This window comes from Pseudomonas turukhanskensis (assembly GCF_027922365.1).
Lineage (GTDB): Bacteria > Pseudomonadota > Gammaproteobacteria > Pseudomonadales > Pseudomonadaceae > Aquipseudomonas > Aquipseudomonas turukhanskensis.
Window position 1 is genome coordinate 1 of sequence record NZ_BSFN01000025.1, and the last position, 18,304, is coordinate 18,304.

Sequence of the window (18,304 nt, forward strand, 5' to 3'; positions counted from 1 at the left end):
TCGTTACATCGCCGCTCCGGGGGCACGCCACGACGGGCCGTCCCTGGCCCATCGTGCCTCTCGCGGCATCCATGCCGCTCAACCCCCTCCACGACGATTCCACTCGGCCTGCGCTCAAGGGGCGGGTAGATCAAGATCAAAAGCAGATCAAAAGCCCCTCGCCTAGCCGGCCGCCCCCAGCCCTCTCCCGCAAGCGGGAGAGGGCTGGGGGAGAGGGGCCGTTGATTTGGCTTTTGATCTACCGCTTGTGATCTACCCGCCCCTTGAGCGCCAGGCCGAGTGGAGTCGTCGCGTAAGGGGTCGTAGCGGCCGGGAGCCGCGCAGAGGGATGGGGCCATGGATGGCCCTCAGCCCGGCCCCTGGAGCAACGGCGGAGGGAGGGAACCCGGAGCGCAGCGTAGGGCCCAGGTAGGGGCAAGCGCTTTTGGTTACTTTTCTGGCGATTGAGAAAAGTGACTCGCGCGTAAGGCGCGAAACAAAACGTTCAGCGCACGCGATAACGCAGAAAAACAACAGTCGCCTGGCAAACCGCAAGGTGCGCGAAGCACACCCTACAAAAGCCCCGCGCGTAAGGCGCGAAACAAAACGCCCAGCACACACGCCATGGAATGTTTCCACCCCATAAGCGCAGCAACCCTGCGCGCCAAGGTCGCGAAACCGACCTCTATCCCCCAAGGGATATATACGCCCCCAAACCCCCATTGCTAGTTTCGCTCCACGAGCACAAGAACCAGAACAAGGGGCGAGCGGTGAGCGATTCCAGCCAAGCAGTCGATATCGAGTTCCGTCAGGTGGTCAAGCGCTACGGCGCCACCCCGGCGGTCAACGGTGTGAGCTTCCAGGTGCGCCGCGGCGCGTTCCATTCGTTTCTCGGCAGCTCAGGCTGCGGCAAAACCACCACCTTGCGCATGATCGCCGGCTTCGAACAGCCGTGCGAAGGGGAGGTGTTGCTGGCCGGCCGTTCGGTGGCTGGCGTGCCGGCGTTTCAGCGGCCCGTCAACATGGTGTTCCAAAGCTATGCGTTGTTCCCGCACTTGAGTGTGGCCGACAACATCGCTTACGGCCTGCGCTACCAAACCCCGCGCCCGGACAAAAAAGAACAACGCCGCCTGGCCGACGAAGCGCTGGAAATGGTGCGCCTCAGTGGCTACGGCCACCGCAAGCCGAGCGAGCTTTCCGGTGGCCAGCAGCAGCGGGTGGCCCTGGCCCGCGCGTTGGTGAACAAGCCCACCGTGCTGCTGCTCGACGAACCGCTGGCCGCCTTGGACCGCAAGCTGCGCAAGGAAATGCAGTCCGAACTGCTGCGCTTGCAGCGTGAGGTCGGCATCACCTTTGTACTGGTCACCCACGACCAGGAAGAAGCGCTGTCCATGAGCGACAGCATCAGCGTGATGCAAGACGGCTTGATTGTTCAGACCGCCACCCCCGAACAGCTCTATGAAACCCCCGCCAGCCGCTACGTGGCTGACTTTATTGGTGAGTCCAACCTGTTCAACGGAACCGTGCGCCGCATCGAGGGCAACAGCGTGGTGCTGGAAACGCCACAGGGCCTGCAATTGAGCAGCCCGCGCAGCCCCACTGGCCTGGCTTTGAGCCCGCAGGTGCAAGGCTGCATCGCCGTGCGCCCGGAGTTGATCAGCATCGGCGCGGCCAACTCGCCGCTGGGCCGCGAAGTAACGCTCGATGGCCAAGTGGAAGACCGCATTTACCTCGGCAACCTCACCGAGTACCGCGTTCGTACCGAACCCTTCGGCATCGTGTGTGTGCGCGTGCCTCGGGTGCGGGAGCACAACCAGGCGAGCTTTGAACACGGCGCCGCCGTGCAGATCGGCTGGGACCAGGCCAATGGTCTGGCGATGGGCCTTTGACAGGCAGCGCAGTTCGGCAAGTACACCCATAACTCACCGACACGTTTAAGGGGATCACGCGAAATGGACAAAAAAGACTTCATCAAAACCATGCGTAGCTGGCAGAACGGCTCCATCACCCGCCGCGACTTTCTCGGCCGTACGGGCCTGGGGGTAGCAGCCGCCGTCGTCGCCACCAATATGCCCGGCATCCTGACCAGCCAGGCCTTCGGCGCCGACAAGGGCTCGATTGGCGACCGCGTGGCCATCGCCACCTGGCCCAACTACCACAACCCCGCCAACCTCGAAGCCTTCGCTAGCCAGACCGGCGCCAAGGTACAGATGAGCGTGTTCGGTTCCAATGAAGAAATGCTCGCCAAGCTGCAGGCCGGCGGAAGTGGTTGGGATGTGTTCGTGCCCACCAATTACACCATCAGCACCTACGTGGAGCTGGGCCTGATCGAGCCGCTGGACCTCACGCGCCTGTCCAACTTCGACCCCAACGCCTACGAAAAACGCTTTATGGAACAGGGCATCGTCAACGGCAAGGTGTACGCCGTGCCGAAGAACTGGGGCACCACCGGCTTTGTGTACGACAGCAAGAAAATCGCCGGCAAACCGGCCAGTTGGAAAGAGTTCTGGGACCTGGCCAAAGGTCCGGCCACCGGCCGCGTCATGGTGCACGACTACCAGCTCACCGCCATCGGCAACGCCCTGAAATCCTTCGGCTACAGCTTCAACTCGCTGGATGAAAAAGAACTGGCCGATGCCGAGAAACTGCTGATCGAAGTGAAGCCACACCTGTTCGCCATCAACTCCGACTACCAGCCGAGCATGCGCAGCGGCGATGCCTGGATGTCCATGTGCTGGACCGGCGATGGCTCGCAATTGCACCGCGATCTGCCCAACCTGGAGTTCACCCTGGGCAAGGAAGGTGGCGAATTGTGGAGCGACTTCTTTGCCATTCCCAAAGACGCCGAACACCGCGATGCGGCGTATGCGTTTATCAACTTCCTGCTCAACCCGCAGGTAAACAAGCTGGAAGTGGAAGCGCACGGCTACCCGAGCGGCGATAAACGCGTGGATGCGCTGCTGCCCAAGGCCATGCTCAACGACCCGATCATGTACCCGGCGGCGGAATTGCTCAGCACGCTTGAGTTCGGTGCCGCGGCGACCCTAACCAGCCCGGTGCGAGCGGAGTTGATGGCGCGGTTTAAAGCCGCGTAAGCCACCACGGTCCGTCCCCTCTGCCCGCGTGCGGGAGAGGGCTAGGGTGAGGGTTTTGCTGTTAAAGGCCCCTCATCCCCAACCCTCTCCCGGAGGGAGAGGGGGCAAACCGCGTGAGATTTGAAACTATGCCCAAGGATTCCCCCATGAACATAGCCGTTAGCGCACCGCTGCCTGCGGTGGCTGCCGCTGCGCCGGCCAAGGCGCACGGCCTCGGCCGGCGTATCACCTGGCTGCTGCTGTTGCCTTCAACCCTGTGGTTTGTACTGCTGCTGTTGATGCCGCTGGTGGTCATCCTGCTGTTCAGCCTGGGTGAGCGCAGCGCGGTGGGTGGTTACAGCCCGGCCTTCACTTTCGCCAATTACCTCAACCTGGCCTCTCGCGCCGCGGCGTTCAGCAACACCCTGGTGCTGGCCCCGCTGGGTACATTGGTGTGCCTGCTGGCGGCATACCCGCTGGCGTATTTCCTCGCGGTAAAGGTGCAGCGTAACCGCTCGTTGCTGCTAACCCTGGTGATCGTGCCGTTCTGGACCAGCTTTCTGATCCGCACCTACGCCTGGATTTTTATCCTCAGCGGCAAGGGCATTCCCGCGCTGCTGGCCAGCCTGGGGCTGGACGATGTGCGCCTGATCAACACCCCCACGGCGGTGCTGATCGGCATCGTCTACGGCTACCTGCCGCTGATGGTGTTTCCGATTTTTGTCAGCCTGGAGAAGCTCGATAAGCGGCTGCTGGAGGCCTCCCATGATCTGGGCGCCGGCGCTTTCGAAACCTTCCGCCGGGTAACCCTGCCGCTGTCGGCACCGGGGGTAATCACCGGCGTGATGCTGGTGTTCATTCTGCTGATGGGCGAGTTTCTGATTCCGGCCATTCTCGGTGGCGGCAAGGTGTTCTTTGTTGGTAACGCGCTGGTCGATCTCTTTCTGCAATCGCGCAACTGGCCATTCGGCAGCGCGGTAGCCATGACCCTGGTGGCGATGATGCTGGCGATCATCGCGGTGTATCTGAAACTGGTGGCGCGCTTCGGCGGCCGCCAGCAAGACGGGATGCTTTGAGATGAACGACAAGGCCCTGTGGCTACGAAGCTACTCCACGTCGGTGTACCTGTTTCTGTATGCGCCCATCGCGCTGATCATGCTGTTCAGCTTCAACGCCGGGCGCAGCGGTTTGTCATTCGAGTGCTGTTCCACGCAGTGGTTTGGCCGCGCCTTCGACAACCCGTTCATCATGGAAGCGCTGGGCAACAGCGCGCTGATCGCGCTGTGCTCGGCGCTGCTGGCCACCCTGTTCGGCACCCTGGCGGTGTTCGGGTTGCAGCGGGTGGGCGGGCGCGTGCGGATGCTGTTCGATGCGCTGACCTACTGCGCGATCATCGTGCCGGGCATCGTAATCGGCATTGCCACACTGATCGCTTTTATCACCTTGTTCGACCTGTTCAACCCGCTGCTGGCCGCGCTGGACATGGGCATTCCCAAACTGCGCATGGGCTTTTTCACCGTGATTGCCGCGCACTCACTGTTCACCATGGCGCTGGTGATGGTGATTGTGCGAACCCGGGTAGATGCCTTGGACAAGGCGTTGCTGGAGGCGTCCGCCGACCTGTATGCGCCGCCGCTGGACACCTTCTGGCGGGTAATCCTGCCGCAGATTGCGCCGGCGATTCTGGCCGGGTTTCTGCTGGCGTTCACCTTCAGCTTTGACGATTTCATCATCGCGTTTTTTGTGGCCGGCTCGGAGTCGACGTTGCCGATCTACATCTTCTCGTCGATCCGCCGCGGCATCACGCCGGAGATCAATGCCATATCCACCGTGATCATCCTCGCCTCGCTGGCGTTGCTGTTCACCTCCCGTTATCTGCAGGGCCGTCGGGCCGCGTAAGCCCGGCCTGCCAAGGAGAGATGCGATGCGCGATCAGCTGTATATCAACGGGCAGTGGGTAAACCCGGACCTGGGCGGGTATTTCGAAACCCTCGACCCTGCCACCGAAGAGGTGATTCAGCGCGTGCCAGCCGGCAGCGAAGAGGATATCGACCACGCCGTGCGTGCGGCGCGGCGGGCCTTCGATAATGGCTGGGGGCAAAGCAGCGGCGCAGAGCGTGCCGACTGGCTGGAAGCGCTCGCCACGGAACTGGAAGGCCGCCAGGACGCCCTGGCCCTGCTGGAGGTGCGCGACAACGGCAAGCCACTGCCCGAGGCGCAGTGGGACATTGGTGATGCCATCGGTTGCTTTCGCTACTACGCCGAACTGGCGCGCGAGCTCGATCAGCAACAGAACGAACCACTGGCGTTGCCGGACGAGCGCTTTCGCTGTCATATCCGCCGCGAGCCCATTGGTGTGGCGGGGCAGATTATTCCGTGGAACTACCCGTTGCTGATGGCTTCATGGAAGGTCGCCCCGGCCTTGGCGGCGGGTGCCACGGTGGTGCTCAAACCTTCCGAGCTTACGCCACTCACTGCGCTGGAACTGGCCGCGGCGGCAGACACGATCGGCCTGCCGGCGGGGGTGCTGAATATTGTCACCGGCCTTGGCGCCGATGCCGGCAGCCCGTTAAGCCAACACCCGCAAGTGGACAAGCTGGCCTTCACCGGCAGCGTGCCGACCGGGGCAAAAATCATGTCGGCGGCGGCTGCCGATATCAAAAACATCAGCCTGGAGTTGGGCGGCAAGTCGGCGTTTATCGTGTTCGACGATGCCGATATCGACGCTGCTGTGGAATGGATTCTGTTCGGTATTTTCTGGAACCAGGGCCAGGTATGCAGCGCCACCTCGCGGTTGCTGGTGCAGCAGGGTATTGCCAGCAAACTGCTGGAGCGGCTGGTGGAAGCGGCGCGGGCGATTACCATCGGCAGCGGCCTGGAGCAGGGCGTGTTGCTCGGACCGTTGGTAAGCAAAGGGCAGCTGGAAAAGGTGCTCGGCTTTGTTGAGCAGGCCACCCGCAGCGGCGCCAGATTGCTCACCGGCGGCAAACGGCCGGCGCATCTGGAACGCGGCTACTTTATCGAGCCGACCATCTTCGATGAGCCGGCCGAGAACAGCATTATCTGGCGCGAAGAAGTGTTCGGCCCGCTGCTGTGTGTCAAACGTTTCAACACCGAAGAAGACGCCATCCGCATGGCCAACGCCAGCCGCTTCGGCCTTGCTGGCGCGGTGATGAGCGCCGACCCGCAGCGCGCCACACGGGTAGCCAATGGGCTGCGCGCCGGGATTGTCTGGGTGAACTGCTCGCAACCCACCTTCAACCAGGCGCCGTGGGGCGGCATGAAGCAGAGCGGCATCGGCCGCGAGCTGGGGCGTTGGGGGCTGGATAACTATCTGGAAGTGAAGCAGGTGACGGAGTACATCGGTACCGAGCCGTGGGGGTGGTACTTGAAGTAATCGGGGTGGCCTAAACGCATCGAGGCTGAAACCTCTCCTGCAGGGCAGAGCTCTTGGGTAGGAGAGGCTTTAGCATCGAGCTGTTGCACTAGGAACGTTCCATATAGATGTGATCCGGCACTCCAGCCAACGTCGAAACCCGCTGCACCACCACACGAAACCCCAGCCGCTCATACAACGCCTGCGCCAACGGATTTTCCGCCGACACATCCAGCGCCGCCTTGGGCAACCCACGGGCACAGCCCAGTTTCAGAAAGTAGTCAATCAACTGGCTGCCAATGCCCTGGCCCGTCAGCCCGGTTTGCACGCCAAGGTGAGCAAGGTAGTTCAGGCCCTTTTTCGGCGGCTTGATCAGGTGCTCCATCTGCAAGCCCCTGCGGATGACACCGACCGAACTCCATAGCCCGTAGAACCGCAGAATCTGCCAGGTGGCCGCGAGCATATTGCGCAGGTTGGCATCGGCGCTGATGAGGGTTCCGGCCACCACCACCCGGCCATGTTGTTCACCGACCCAATGCTGGCGATGACTAAATTGTCCCTGCGTGCCGACAAACGCTTGGCGCAGAAAATCCTGCACGCGGTCGGCGCCAAATACGTAGTTGAAGGCGGCAGGGCCAGAGCTGTAGATGAGCGGAACTGCGGCGTCGACATCATCGGCGCGGGCGGGGCGAAAGGTCAGGGACATGGCGGCCTCGTGCAGGCGGGGAGAGGGATGAATCTAGCACGATGGTTCCAGTATTTGGCAGGGGCTTATTGCAGCCAGTCGAGCACACCCAAACCGGCCGCACGGCCGCTGGCAAAACAGGCGGTGAGCAGGTAACCACCGGTGGGTGCTTCCCAGTCGAGCATTTCGCCGGCGCAGAACACACCGGGCAATTGCTGGAGCATCAGGTGGTTATCCATAGCCTCGAAGGGCACGCCGCCGGCGCTGCTGATGGCTTCATCCAGCGGGCGTGTGCGCACCAACGTTAGCGGCAGGGCTTTGATCGCCTTCGCGAGCAGCGCGGGGTCGCCAAAGGTGGCGGCGTCGGTGAGTTCACGCAGCAGGCCGGCACGCACGCCTTCCAAGCCAAGGGCGCTACGCAGGTGGTTGCTGATGGATTTGCTGCCGCGCGGTTTGTTCAGCAGGGCCAGCACCTGCGCGGGGCTTTTGTGGGGCAACAAATCCAGGTGCACGATGGCGCTGCCGTGTTCGCTGATGGTGTCGCGGATCGGCGCCGACAAGGCGTACACCAGGCTTCCTTCCACTCCTTGTGTGGTGACCACAAATTCGCCCAAACGCGGCGCCGCACCCCGGAGAGAAATCGCACAGGATTTCACCGGCGCACCGGCAAACTTGTCGGCGAACACGGCGCTCCAGCCTGCCACTTCAAACCCGCAATTGCTCGGTTGCAGGGGCGCCAGCGCAACGCCACGTTCAGCCAGCAGCGCTTGCCAGGCACCGTCGGAGCCCAGCCTTGCCCAACTGCCACCGCCGAGGGCCAACACCACGGCGCGGGCTGCAATCGCCTGTTCGCCCTCTATGCCGGCAATGCGCAAACGACCATCCGCGTGCCAGCCTAGCCAGCGCTGACGGGTGTGAATAACCACACCATGCTCACGCAGGCGCTTGAGCCAGGCGCGCAGTAGCGGCGCGGCTTTCATATCAGAGGGGAAGACGCGGCCGGAGGTGCCGATAAAGGTGTCGATACCCAGCCCGTGAATCCAGGTGCGCAACTGCTCAGCATCAAAATCCTGCAGCAGGGTTGCGATCTCATCGGCACGTTTGCCGTAGCGGCCGATAAACGCCGGCTTGGCTTCGCTGTGGGTGATATTCATGCCGCCGACGCCGGCCAGCAGAAACTTGCGCCCCACCGAGGGCATGGCATCGAACAGCTCAACCTTTACCCCGGCCAGCGCCAGCACTTCGGCGGCCATCAGGCCGGCGGGACCGCCGCCGATAATCACGACGGGCAAGGGCGAGGTGGGGCTGGCTACGGACATGGTGGCGGGCTGCGGCTAAGGAGAGCGGCATTCTAACCGAGCTCGGCGCAAACGGCCGCTACACTGACTGCCGACCAAGCCAACCAGGGAACGAACCATGGCAAACGACACAGGTAACGCACCACCGGCCAAGCTTGGGCTGTTTTTACTGAGCGGGGTGGTAATTGGTTCAATGATCGGCGGGGGCGGCTTCAACCTGCCGCAGAACATGTCGGCCCACGCGAGCCTGGGTGCCATCGCCATCGCCTGGGCGCTGACCCTGGTGGGCATGTTCTTCCTTGCCAACTGCTTTCGCCTGCTCTCCACCCAACGTCCCGATCTGACTGCCGGTGTTTACGCCTATGCCCGCGAGGGCTTCGGCGACCTGGCCGGTTTTCAGGTGGCGTGGGGTTACTGGCTTAGCGCGGCATTTGGCAATGTGGCGTTTGCGGTGTTGATCATGAAGTCGCTGGGCTATCTGTTTCCGGTGTTCGGCGATGGCAAGAACTGGCTTTCTATCGGCGGCGCATCGCTACTTATCTGGATTATGCACTTTACGGTGTTGTTCGGCGTGCGTCGGGCGGCGGTACTTGGCTCGATTGCCAGCGTACTGAATGTCAGCAGCCTGTTGGTGACCATCGCGATCATGGCGTTGATGGTCAAAGCCGATATGTTTCGCCTCGACCTTTGGGGCGAAGGCCAGCAGTTGGGTAGCGTGATGACCCAGGTGGAAAGCACCATGCTGGTGACGCTCTGGGTGTTTATCGGCATTGAAGGCGCAGTGGTGATGTCGGCGCGGGCGCGCAAACCACAGCAGGTGGGCCAGGCCACCTATATCGGCCTGATGGTGTGCACGCTGCTGTATTTCCTGCTGTCGGCGCTGCCGTTCGGGTTTATGACGCAGCCGGAACTGGCCGGGCTGGATGAGCCGGCGGCGGCCTATATTCTCGAGCGCCTGGTGGGCCGCTGGGGCGCGGTGTTCGTGATTTGTTCGTTGCTCATTTCGCTGCTCAGTTGCTGGCTGGCCTGGACCATTCTGGTGGCCGAGCTGCCGTTTGCCGGGGCCAAGGACGGTGTGTTTCCGCGCATTCTCGGTCGGGAAAACCGCTTTGGTTCACCGGCGCCGTCGTTGTGGTTATCCAGTGCGGTCATGCAGATCATCGTGTTTGTGGTGCTGTTTGCCGAGAACGCCTGGATCTGGCTGATCAGTGTGACGGGCGTGATGATTCTGCCGGCGTACTTAGCGAGTACGGCGTACCTCTGGCGTTATGCGCTGCAGCATCGGTATATGGATGAGTGGGGGCGGGCACTGCGCAGTGGTGTCTTGGGCAGTGTGTATGCGGTGTGGTTGTTGTATGCGGCCGGGCCGCAGTATTTGCTGATGTCGAGTTTGCTGTTTATGGCGGGGCTGCCGGTGTTTTATTACGCGCACCGGCAGAATTGGCCGCATGCGCCGTTGTTTACGCGCGCTGAGGGCGTGGCGGCAATGGCGTTGGTGGTGGTGGCGGGGTTGGCGTTGTGGGCGTTCTGGACGGGGTTGGTGGAGTTGGGGTAGCGGGTTGCGTCTTCCGACGATCGTCGTTTTTCTGGTTCAAAAGATCGAGGCTAAAGCCTCTCCACAGAGGCTTCGTTTTTTGTAGGAGAGGCTTTAGCCTCGATTCCTGCAAACGTCTATGGCGGGTCATTAGGGTTGTTGCGATGCCGCTTCGATAAACGCTTTGATCACCGGCGGCACCCTGCCTTCCAAACCGGCCCGCTCTGGTTGGAACAAGGTACCGACGAAAAACGGGTGCTCTTGCAGCTCAATCCCCCGCGCATCGCCTTCGTCGTCCCACGCGGTGATGCGCAGCGGGCCGCTGGCGAGCGCCTTGGCAAACTCCGGGTTCAGGCCGTAACGGCAGTGGTAGCCCTCGGTGATGCGCAACTCACCGTAGACGTTGGCCAGCTGCGAGTTCGGCGCCAGTTGAATATCGCCGCTCACTTCTACCAACCCACAGCTCAATGGCGCAATCACCAGGCGTTTGCCCTCGGGGTGGGTTTCGGCGTGTTCGGCATCGGCCCAGCCGAGCACTGAGCGGGCGTATTCGAGCAGTGCATGTTGGAAGCCGCCGCAGCTGCCGAAGAAGGGCACTCGCTTTTCCCGGGCGTAGCGGATGGCGTACAAGGCGCCGTCCATATCGCGGTATGGCGTGGCCGGCACGGCCCATAGGCCGTGGTACTCGGCGAGGTGTTTGTGCCCGTTCAGGCTTTCGGTGGCCAACCACTGCGGTTCCACATGCACGCCAACTGCCGCGCCGGCCAGGGCGAGTGCTTTGGGGATGGCTTGGTGGGCAATGACGTCGGCGTTGTAGTCGCCGATCAGGCCGATGTGCAGGGTGGTCATGGGCGGTGCTCCGTCGTTGGGTTAAACGAGGTTTAACCCAACATACGTGGCCTTTACTCCCCAGGCCAGACACGCATTACCAGATAGGGTGGTTTGCCGCTGTCTTGCTGTCCGGTAAAGGCTGTCGTTTTGTAGAGCTGGTTGACCGAGATATACAGCCAGCCGTTGTCGCTCACATGCACGCTGTCCGGCCAGTCGAGGCGGGCATCGCGCACTAGCGGTCGAAGACTGCCGTCGGTGTTCAAAACGTCGATGCCATTTTCGTTGAGGTTGGTGAAAAAGTGCCGGCCGCGGGCGTCGGTGGACGCGCCATCGGACACCGGTTTGGGCCCTACACGTTTAATGGCTGCGCCAACCTGCTTATCGTCAGCGTCCTCGCGCAGCAGTTTGGTTGGCAGCGAATACCAGGTTGTGCCGTTCATGGCGCCGAAGAACAGGGTGGCGCGATCTTTGGACAGCGTCAGCGGGTTAACTGCCACGCTGGCGGGTTTGCCCTGATATTCGATGGCTTTGCCGCCGATGATCATCTTCGCTTCTGGCTCCGCTTGCAGCGCGGGGTGGCCGCTGAAACGACGTGCCTTGCCAGTGGCGATTTCAACGGCAATCAGACCGGGGTTGGCGATATCGGCGAGGTAGACCCAGCCGGCCTGGTCATCCACGGCCAGTTCTTGCACGAAGCTGCCTTTGGGCGCGATGGCTTGCGGCAGCTCGATGCGATACAGCTCGCGGCCGCTGTCGATGTCGAAACCCCACACGCGGGTTTTGCCCAGGCTCAGGCCCATGTCGGTTATCCACAGGCGATTTTTGCTGTCGACGACGATGCCCAATGGGCTGTCGATTTTTTCGTCGCTGGCGGTAGCGGTGCCTCGTTGGATGGCGGCGTGGGGCCAGGGTTGATAGTGCGTGCTGTCGATGATTTCAATCAGTTGCGCGGGGCCAGGGGCGCCCAATGGATGTACGGTGGCGAAAAGACGGTTGTTGGGCGCCGGGGCGACATTGCCAGGGCGAATCGGCAATTGGGCAACCAGCTCTAAGTCGCCGGTCTGGGTTGCGGCCGTCGCGCTGTTGAGCGTGCCGATGCTCAAGGCTAGCCATGCGGCGCTGGCAATGAGGTGAAAGGGGGCTGTAACGGACTTCATGGCAGGGCTTCCTATTCAACCAGAGGGGGGGGGCAGAGCTTGGTGTACGCCCGGTCGTTGAAGAAGCGCAGTGGCGTTGAACCTCTTTCAAGTCGAAAACGAAAGTTGCCGGATGTTTCCCCCAGGGTTACAGCACAAAGAACAGGATGGCGACAAAGTGCAGCAAGCTGCCGGCCATTACGAACAGGTGCCAGATACCGTGCCAGTGGCGGAAGCGGCTGTCGTTGGCGAAGAAGATGATGCCGACGGTGTACAACACACCGCCGGCGGCCAGCCATTTGAAGCCGGTCATGCCCAGGGCGGCAATCAGCGGTTTTACCGCGATCAGCACGATCCAACCCATCACCGCATAAATGATCAGCGACAGCACCCGCGCCTCCGAGCGCGGTTTGATTTCCTGCAGCATGCCGATCACGGCCAGGCCCCAGACGATGCCGAACAGCGTCCAACCCCAGGGCCCGCGCAAGGTAATCAGGCAGAACGGCGTGTAGCTGCCGGCAATCAGCAGGTAAATGGACAAATGATCGAGCTTTTGCAGCAGCCGTTTCGAAGGACCCTGCACGCTGTGGTAGACGGTGGAGATGCTGTAGAGCAGCACCAGGGTGACGCCATAGATGGCCACGCTGACGATCTTCCAGGCATCGCCCGTAAAGCTCGCCAGCACCAGTAACCAGACCGCGCCGATGGCGGCCAGTACGGCGCCGATCAGGTGGGTCCAGGCGTTGAATTTTTCGCCGTAGTACATGGGTTTGTTTGCCTTGAAGGAGTGTTCAGTGCTGGCTTTGCCAGACACGGTTGGCACTGTGATGAAGCAGCCCGTGGCGCCTGGCCAGGGCCACACGGTCCTTGTCGTAACCGCCGCCAATCACCCCCATCACGGGAATATCCCGCTCCAGGCAATGGCGGATCACGCGTTCGTCCCGTTCGGCCACGCCCTTGTCGGTTAGTTGCAGATAGCCCAGGGCATCGTCCTTGTGCACATCCACGCCGGCGTCATACAGCACCAGGTCGGGTTGATACAGCGGCAACAAATAATTAAGGGTGTCGTCGACCACCTTCAAGTAGTCGGCATCGCCCATGCCCATGGGCAGCGCAATATCCCAGTCACTCTCGGCCTTGCGCGCGGGGAAATTTTTTTCGCAGTGCAGCGATACGGTGATGGCCTCCGGCGTGTCAGCGAGAATGCGCGCCGTGCCGTCGCCCTGGTGCACATCGCAGTCGAAGATCAACACACGCTGCACCCGGCCCGCGGCCAGTAGGTAGCGGCTGATGATTGCCAGGTCGTTGAAAATGCAGAATCCGGCGGCGTGATCGTAATGGGCGTGGTGGGTGCCGCCGGCCAGGTGGCAGGCCAGGCCGTGTTGCAGCGCAAGCTCGGCGGTCAGTAGCGAGCCGCCGACCGCGCGCACGGTGCGCCGCGCCAATGCCTCGCTCCAGGGCAGGCCGAGGCGGCGTTGTTCGTCGCGGCTGAGATCGCCGCTGAGAAAACGCTCGATATAGCTGGGCTCGTGGGCCAGGGCGAGAATGTCGGCCGGGCAGATGTCCGGGCGAATTAACTGAGCATCGGTGGTCAGGCCGCTGTCGATCAGGTGGTCGCGCAGCAGGCGGAATTTTTCCATCGGAAAACGATGGTCGGCCGGAAAGGGCGGGCTGTAGTCGTCGTGATAGACCAGGGGCAGACGCATACACTCAACCAGGTAAAAGAGGCCGCCAGTATCCCCGCAGGGCCGGGCGACCTCAAGCCACTCGCCAGACAGGATGTTGTCATGACTAAACCGATAGAACTGCACACCGACCGCCTGCTGCTGCGCGCCTGGCGGCCGGAAGACCTGACGCCCTTCGCCGAAATGGTCGCCGACCCCGAGGTGATGCGTTTTTTCCCCGCCACCCAAAGCACCGCCGAAGCCGCCGCGTTGATGGAGCGCGTGCATGCCCATATCGCTGAACATGGGTTTGGCCTGTGGGCGTTGGAGCGCAAAGACACCGGGGCTTTTATCGGTTTCACCGGGCTGGGGGTCGTGGGTTTCGACGCGCCGTTTTGCACGCCGGGTAGCCCCACCATCGAAATTGGCTGGCGGTTAGCGCGCAGCGCCTGGGGCCAAGGCTTTGCCACTGAAGCGGCGCGGGCATCGCTGGCGTGCGCGTTCGAGCAGTTGCGGTTGCCCGAAGTGGTGGCCTTTACCGTGCCGGCCAACACGCCCTCGCGAGCGGTAATGGAGCGCATCGGCATGCAGCGCAGGCAGGCGGATGACTTCCAGCACCCCAATCTGCCGGCCGATCACCCGCTGCGCGCCCATGTGCTGTATCGCATCAGCCGCGCGCAATGGTTGGCGCAAAAGCCGCCGAGGTTGGACTGATGGCCACCGGCCTTTTTTACCGTGAAGGCCGACATCGGCGGGCAAAGCCATTACCATTTCCCCAGCCTGAATAAATGCGTGATGAGGAATAACCGATGAGCCAACTACTCGATGATCTGGTGGCGTTGCTGAGCCTGGAGCAGATCGAGGAAAACATGTTCCGTGGCGTCAGCCAGGACCTTGGTTTTCGCCAGCTCTACGGTGGCCAGGTACTGGGCCAATGCGTGTCGGCGGCCAGCCAGACAGTTGAGCCCGAGCGTCATGTGCATTCCTTGCACGGCTATTTTTTGCGCCCGGGTGACGCCAGTTTGCCGGTGGTGTACCTGGTGGACCGCGTGCGCGATGGCGGCAGCTTCAGTACCCGCCGCGTAACGGCCATTCAGAAAGGCGCGCCGATCTTTACCTGCAGCGCCTCGTTCCAGGCCGATGAAGAAGGCTTCAGCCATCAGATTCAGATGCCCGATGTGCCTGGCCCGGAAAACTTTCGTTCGGAAACCGAGCTGGCGGGTGAGGCTGCTGCGTTTATTCCTGCGCGCATGCTGGAGCGTGCCACCAGCCCCAAGCCGATTGAAATTCGCCCGGTCACCAGCGGCAACCCTTTCGAGCCGGTGGTGCGTGAACCGGTGAAGTACGTGTGGTTTCGCGCCGACGGCACCCTGCCGGACGAGCGTCAGTTACACAAATACCTGCTCGGTTACGCCTCGGACTTCAACCTGCTGACCACCTCTATGCTGCCCCACGGTGTGTCGGTGTTTCAGAAGTTTATGCAGGTGGCCAGCCTCGATCATTCCCTGTGGTTCCATGCCGACCTGCGCATGGATGACTGGCTGCTGTACGCCATGGATAGCCCGTGGTCGGGCAACGGTCGCGGCTTTGCCCGCGGCAGCATCTTTAACCGCGCCGGCCAGTTGGTGGCCTCGGTGGCGCAGGAAGGTTTGACCCGTGTTCGGGAAGACTGGCGGTAATAAACCGGCGCACGGCAACTATCCCTGATGGGATAGTTGCCGTTGAAAGTTGCACTGCCGCACATCGTCAACTTGCTCGTTTAAAAACAGATTTGAAATATGGGTTAGTGCGACTGGCTATATATAACTGCACTTCTCTTGATGGTTAGTTCGTCGGCCGACTAACTAAAAAGCCCATTAACACAATTGTTTATCTGACATGGCGTTTTGCCGTTAGTCGGGTTCCAATCCCACGAAATACGACGCTTCGCTTGTTTTTAGGTGGCCCTTCTCATCGTAATGTTATGTAGGACATTGGCTATAGGTCATGGCTATTATTTCCTACACAACTAACTGTCCGGTACATAGAACAAACACTTACGTGAAACGCGCGTTAGTTGGCCGGTTCAATGATTGATCGTTGACGCCATAAAGTTGTTTTGAAAGCGGCCGAAAGTCTACTAACTTCCAACCAAGCGTGAATACACGACTAATTTCGTAGGAGTTCTTAGACATGAAACGCCGCTTTCTGCTGCTCCCTGCAGTGCTGCTTGTACCCATGGCCTTGAACGTTGAGGCTGCGGGAACCGTGCAGGGTCAACTGGGCATCCAGATCATCATTGGCGCCGGCTGCACCGTGAATAACGGCACCAGCAATGCCACCACCAACAATTTCGGCAGCATTACTTTCGGTTCGTACCCAAGCCTGGCCAACAACATCGACGCGCAGTCGGTAGGTGCCACTGCCGGCAGCTCCTTCGGTATCGAATGCGCCAACGCCACCAACTACAGCGTGGCACTGAACTCGGGCCTCAACAGCACCGGCACTCAGCGGCGTATGGCCAGCGGCGGCAATTACGTGCTCTACAACCTGTACCAGGACGCCGCGCGGTCTACTCCATGGGGCAATGGCACCAACGGCGGCACCGCATTGGCCGGGGTCGGCAACGGCGCCAACCAGGACATGGTGGTTTACGGCCGGGTACCCAACCAGACCACCCCGGCCACCGGTACCTACACCGACACAGTGCAAGTCACCATTACCTGGTAACAGCGCAAGTCCGCCCGTAGCCGGGTCATTACGAGGGTTTCGCCACCAACGCGACACGGAAGCACCTCTTCTCTGCCAGGAATTGCCATGCGTTGCCTTCGCGATTTTCGGGGGGCGTGGCTGCTGTTGAGCATGCTCAGTTGCAGCCCGGCCGCCTACAGCGTTACCAAATCCGCCACTATCGGCCTGAGCGCCGAGGTGTTGCCGGCGTGCAGTGCCGGCAGCACGGCACCGGTTACGCTGGGCCAGTTCGGCACCTTGAATTTTGGCACCTACTTCTCCCTCAATGCCCTCGTATCGGTGGCCAGCAGCGTTGGCAACGGCTCGCTGCGGGTTAACTGCCTGCTCAACACCCCGTATCGGGTGCTGCTCAGTGCCGGCGGCAGCGGTAATGTGGCGACACGGCGCATGACCGGCCCGGCCTCGGCGCAGATCACTTATAACCTCTACACGTCGGCGGCCTACACCACCATCTGGGATAACACCACCGGCGTAACCGGCACCGGCACCGGGGCCGACCAATACCTGCAAGTGTTTGGCCGTGTGCCAAAACAGGCAGCACCGACCCCGGGCACGTACACCGACACCATCACCGTAACTGTGAGTTGGTAATGAGCGGCTGGTCGTTGCGTTACCTGTTTCTGGCGGCCTTGCTGTGCCTGCTCAACGCACGGAGCTGGGCTGACACCGGCGTCAACGACGTCCCCATCAACAAGGCCTTCGTGGTCAAGGCTGCCATCGTCAACGGCTGCATCCTTGGCTCCGGGGCTGCGGATGTCACCAGCTACGGCAACATCAGCTTCGGCCAGGTCAGCCTGCTGCCCAGCAATGTCGATGTCACCAGCAGCACCGGCGCGGACTCCATCCTGCTGCAGTGCACGCCGGGTACATCGCTCACCATCGGCCTCAGCGCTGGCCTCAATGCCACCAATATTTCCGCTGGTCGTTTTCTGATCAAGGGCAGCGAAACCTTGCGTTACCAGCTCTACCAAGATGCAGGTACTACCATTTGGGGTAATGGGTCCAATGGCGGCACGGTGAAAAGCCTGACGTTTCCTGCCGGCACCGCCACGGTGGCCTATCCGGTATTCGCGCGTTTGTTCGCGGTCACGCCTATGCCTTCAGCGGGGATTTACAACGACACAGTGACAGTGACCATCACCTACTGAGCCGCATAATTAAAAAACAGGAGTTACCCATGGCCGAATGGAGTCGTTCTCGGATACTGCCCATCCTCGCCTTGCTGCTACTCACCAGTGGCCTGGCGCAAGCCGCCAGCTCCGTGTTGATCTGGCCGATCAATCCGCAGATTGAAAGCGCGCAGAAAGCGGCAGCGTTGTGGTTGGAAAATCGCGGCCAGGCGCCCATCGCCTTGCAGGTGCGGGTACTGGCCTGGAACCAGGCCAACTACGGCGACCAGCTCAGCGCCCAGCGCGCCGTGGTGGCCAGCCCGCCGGCGGTCACCATTGAGCCCGGCAAGCGGCAGATGATCCGCCTGATGAAAATGCAACCGGTGCCCGCTGCCAGCGAGCAGACCTTTCGCGTGCTGGTGGATGAATTGCTGCCGCCCGATGCCAAGACGGATGCGGCGCTGGGGGTGAAGTTCCAGATGCGTTATTCGGTGCCGCTGTTTGTCTTTGGCGATGGCGCCGGCCTCGCCAGTGCCGCCGCCAAGCCGACCCCCGGTATTCAACTGCTGCAACCAGACCTGCGTTTTCAGGTGCAAAACGAGGGCGGCAAGCGCTATCTGGAGCTCAACAATCAAGGCCCTGCACATGCCCGGCTGGCGAGCGTGGCGGTGACCCAAGGCGGCAAGAAAACCGTGATCGCCGAAGGCTTGCTTGGCTATGTATTGCCCGGCGCACGAATGCGCTGGGAGTTGCCGACGACGGTGGCGGGCAACGCTTTTGCCCTGGAAGCACGAATAAACGAGCTGGCGGATATCCAGCCCATTTCACCGCACTGATCGCGCGAGAGCCGCGTGCAGAACATCAGGGACGAGCAAACGCCATCGCCAG

The 18,304-nt window shown here is 61.6% G+C and carries 18 protein-coding genes; 12 read left to right on the forward strand and 6 right to left on the reverse strand.

What is annotated here, in order from left to right; genetic code table 11:
* Positions 1–749: 749 nt before the first annotated feature.
* The 5 genes from PKE98_RS24195 (at position 750) to PKE98_RS24215 (ending at position 6,450) form a co-directional block, all read left to right on the forward strand.
* A complete protein-coding gene (locus PKE98_RS24195) occupies positions 750–1,868 on the forward strand; it encodes an ABC transporter ATP-binding protein (protein ID WP_271197993.1) in 1,119 nt (372 codons plus the stop codon).
* 63 nt (positions 1,869–1,931) lie between these two features.
* A complete protein-coding gene (locus PKE98_RS24200) occupies positions 1,932–3,074 on the forward strand; it encodes an ABC transporter substrate-binding protein (protein ID WP_271197995.1) in 1,143 nt (380 codons plus the stop codon).
* A gap of 146 nt (positions 3,075–3,220) precedes the next feature.
* Positions 3,221–4,129 carry an ABC transporter permease gene (locus PKE98_RS24205; RefSeq protein WP_271197996.1) on the forward strand — a complete coding sequence of 303 codons (909 nt, stop codon included), beginning with the start codon at positions 3,221–3,223 and terminating at the stop codon, positions 4,127–4,129.
* Positions 4,130–4,145: 16 nt separating this feature from the next.
* Positions 4,146–4,952 carry an ABC transporter permease gene (locus PKE98_RS24210; RefSeq protein ID WP_271198038.1) on the forward strand — a complete coding sequence of 269 codons (807 nt, stop codon included), beginning with the start codon at positions 4,146–4,148 and terminating at the stop codon, positions 4,950–4,952.
* Positions 4,953–4,977: 25 nt separating this feature from the next.
* On the forward strand, positions 4,978–6,450 hold the full coding sequence (locus PKE98_RS24215; protein ID WP_271197997.1) for an aldehyde dehydrogenase family protein: 1,473 nt from the start codon (positions 4,978–4,980) through the stop codon (positions 6,448–6,450).
* 88 nt (positions 6,451–6,538) lie between these two features.
* On the opposite strand, the gene PKE98_RS24220 is transcribed toward PKE98_RS24215, so the two are convergent.
* Both PKE98_RS24220 and PKE98_RS24225 read right to left on the reverse strand, forming a co-directional pair.
* Entirely contained in the window at positions 6,539–7,135 is a 597-nt protein-coding gene (locus PKE98_RS24220; RefSeq protein WP_271197998.1) for a GNAT family N-acetyltransferase, read from the reverse strand.
* A gap of 65 nt (positions 7,136–7,200) precedes the next feature.
* Complete coding sequence (locus tag PKE98_RS24225; protein ID WP_271197999.1) at positions 7,201–8,433, reverse strand: TIGR03862 family flavoprotein; 1,233 nt, start codon at positions 8,431–8,433, stop codon at positions 7,201–7,203.
* 97 nt (positions 8,434–8,530) lie between these two features.
* Here PKE98_RS24225 and PKE98_RS24230 point away from each other — a divergent pair, with 97 nt between their 5' ends.
* Positions 8,531–9,967, forward strand: coding sequence for a basic amino acid/polyamine antiporter (locus tag PKE98_RS24230; RefSeq protein ID WP_271198000.1), 1,437 nt, complete (start codon positions 8,531–8,533; stop codon positions 9,965–9,967).
* Positions 9,968–10,096: 129 nt separating this feature from the next.
* On the opposite strand, the gene PKE98_RS24235 is transcribed toward PKE98_RS24230, so the two are convergent.
* The 4 genes from PKE98_RS24235 to PKE98_RS24250 form a co-directional block, all read right to left on the reverse strand.
* Positions 10,097–10,795, reverse strand: coding sequence for a CTP synthase C-terminal region-related (seleno)protein (locus PKE98_RS24235; protein WP_271198001.1), 699 nt, complete (start codon positions 10,793–10,795; stop codon positions 10,097–10,099).
* A 53-nt stretch (positions 10,796–10,848) separates the two neighbouring features.
* Positions 10,849–11,934 carry an L-dopachrome tautomerase-related protein gene (locus PKE98_RS24240; RefSeq protein WP_271198003.1) on the reverse strand — a complete coding sequence of 362 codons (1,086 nt, stop codon included), beginning with the start codon at positions 11,932–11,934 and terminating at the stop codon, positions 10,849–10,851.
* 127 nt (positions 11,935–12,061) lie between these two features.
* Positions 12,062–12,679, reverse strand: a complete 618-nt coding sequence (gene trhA, locus PKE98_RS24245) for a PAQR family membrane homeostasis protein TrhA (protein WP_271198039.1) — start codon at positions 12,677–12,679, stop codon at positions 12,062–12,064.
* 25 nt (positions 12,680–12,704) lie between these two features.
* Positions 12,705–13,619, reverse strand: coding sequence for a histone deacetylase family protein (locus PKE98_RS24250; RefSeq protein WP_271198004.1), 915 nt, complete (start codon positions 13,617–13,619; stop codon positions 12,705–12,707).
* An 81-nt stretch (positions 13,620–13,700) separates the two neighbouring features.
* On the opposite strand from PKE98_RS24250, the gene PKE98_RS24255 reads away from it, so the two are divergent.
* The 6 genes from PKE98_RS24255 (at position 13,701) to PKE98_RS24280 (ending at position 18,252) form a co-directional block, all read left to right on the forward strand.
* Positions 13,701–14,291, forward strand: a complete 591-nt coding sequence (locus PKE98_RS24255; RefSeq protein WP_271198005.1) for a GNAT family N-acetyltransferase — start codon at positions 13,701–13,703, stop codon at positions 14,289–14,291.
* Positions 14,292–14,386: 95 nt separating this feature from the next.
* A complete protein-coding gene (tesB, locus tag PKE98_RS24260) occupies positions 14,387–15,256 on the forward strand; it encodes an acyl-CoA thioesterase II (RefSeq protein WP_271198006.1) in 870 nt (289 codons plus the stop codon).
* 493 nt (positions 15,257–15,749) lie between these two features.
* Complete coding sequence (locus PKE98_RS24265; RefSeq protein WP_271198007.1) at positions 15,750–16,286, forward strand: Csu type fimbrial protein; 537 nt, start codon at positions 15,750–15,752, stop codon at positions 16,284–16,286.
* Positions 16,287–16,373: 87 nt separating this feature from the next.
* A complete protein-coding gene (locus tag PKE98_RS24270) occupies positions 16,374–16,898 on the forward strand; it encodes a Csu type fimbrial protein (RefSeq protein WP_271198008.1) in 525 nt (174 codons plus the stop codon).
* Complete coding sequence (locus tag PKE98_RS24275) at positions 16,898–17,455, forward strand: Csu type fimbrial protein (protein WP_271198009.1); 558 nt, start codon at positions 16,898–16,900, stop codon at positions 17,453–17,455. Before PKE98_RS24270 ends, PKE98_RS24275 begins: the two co-directional genes overlap by 1 nt.
* Positions 17,456–17,484: 29 nt before the next feature.
* Positions 17,485–18,252 carry a fimbrial biogenesis chaperone gene (locus PKE98_RS24280; RefSeq protein ID WP_271198010.1) on the forward strand — a complete coding sequence of 256 codons (768 nt, stop codon included), beginning with the start codon at positions 17,485–17,487 and terminating at the stop codon, positions 18,250–18,252.
* The last annotated feature ends 52 nt before the right edge of the window (positions 18,253–18,304 follow it).

What these genes read in the sequence shown, in the direction of transcription:
- PKE98_RS24200 (WP_271197995.1), top strand. Translation starts at nt 1,932, where the DNA reads ATGGACAAAAAAGACTTCATCAAAACCATGCGTAGCTGGCAGAACGGC.
- PKE98_RS24205 (WP_271197996.1), top strand. Translation starts at nt 3,221, where the DNA reads ATGAACATAGCCGTTAGCGCACCGCTGCCTGCGGTGGCTGCCGCTGCG.
- PKE98_RS24215 (WP_271197997.1), top strand. Translation starts at nt 4,978, where the DNA reads ATGCGCGATCAGCTGTATATCAACGGGCAGTGGGTAAACCCGGACCTG.
- PKE98_RS24220 (WP_271197998.1), bottom strand. Translation starts at nt 7,135, where the DNA reads ATGTCCCTGACCTTTCGCCCCGCCCGCGCCGATGATGTCGACGCCGCA.
- PKE98_RS24225 (WP_271197999.1), bottom strand. Translation starts at nt 8,433, where the DNA reads ATGTCCGTAGCCAGCCCCACCTCGCCCTTGCCCGTCGTGATTATCGGC.
- PKE98_RS24230 (WP_271198000.1), top strand. Translation starts at nt 8,531, where the DNA reads ATGGCAAACGACACAGGTAACGCACCACCGGCCAAGCTTGGGCTGTTT.
- PKE98_RS24235 (WP_271198001.1), bottom strand. Translation starts at nt 10,795, where the DNA reads ATGACCACCCTGCACATCGGCCTGATCGGCGACTACAACGCCGACGTC.
- PKE98_RS24240 (WP_271198003.1), bottom strand. Translation starts at nt 11,934, where the DNA reads ATGAAGTCCGTTACAGCCCCCTTTCACCTCATTGCCAGCGCCGCATGG.
- trhA (WP_271198039.1), bottom strand. Translation starts at nt 12,679, where the DNA reads ATGTACTACGGCGAAAAATTCAACGCCTGGACCCACCTGATCGGCGCC.
- PKE98_RS24250 (WP_271198004.1), bottom strand. Translation starts at nt 13,619, where the DNA reads ATGCGTCTGCCCCTGGTCTATCACGACGACTACAGCCCGCCCTTTCCG.
- PKE98_RS24255 (WP_271198005.1), top strand. Translation starts at nt 13,701, where the DNA reads ATGACTAAACCGATAGAACTGCACACCGACCGCCTGCTGCTGCGCGCC.
- tesB (WP_271198006.1), top strand. Translation starts at nt 14,387, where the DNA reads ATGAGCCAACTACTCGATGATCTGGTGGCGTTGCTGAGCCTGGAGCAG.
- PKE98_RS24265 (WP_271198007.1), top strand. Translation starts at nt 15,750, where the DNA reads ATGAAACGCCGCTTTCTGCTGCTCCCTGCAGTGCTGCTTGTACCCATG.
- PKE98_RS24270 (WP_271198008.1), top strand. Translation starts at nt 16,374, where the DNA reads ATGCGTTGCCTTCGCGATTTTCGGGGGGCGTGGCTGCTGTTGAGCATG.
- PKE98_RS24275 (WP_271198009.1), top strand. Translation starts at nt 16,898, where the DNA reads ATGAGCGGCTGGTCGTTGCGTTACCTGTTTCTGGCGGCCTTGCTGTGC.
- PKE98_RS24280 (WP_271198010.1), top strand. Translation starts at nt 17,485, where the DNA reads ATGGCCGAATGGAGTCGTTCTCGGATACTGCCCATCCTCGCCTTGCTG.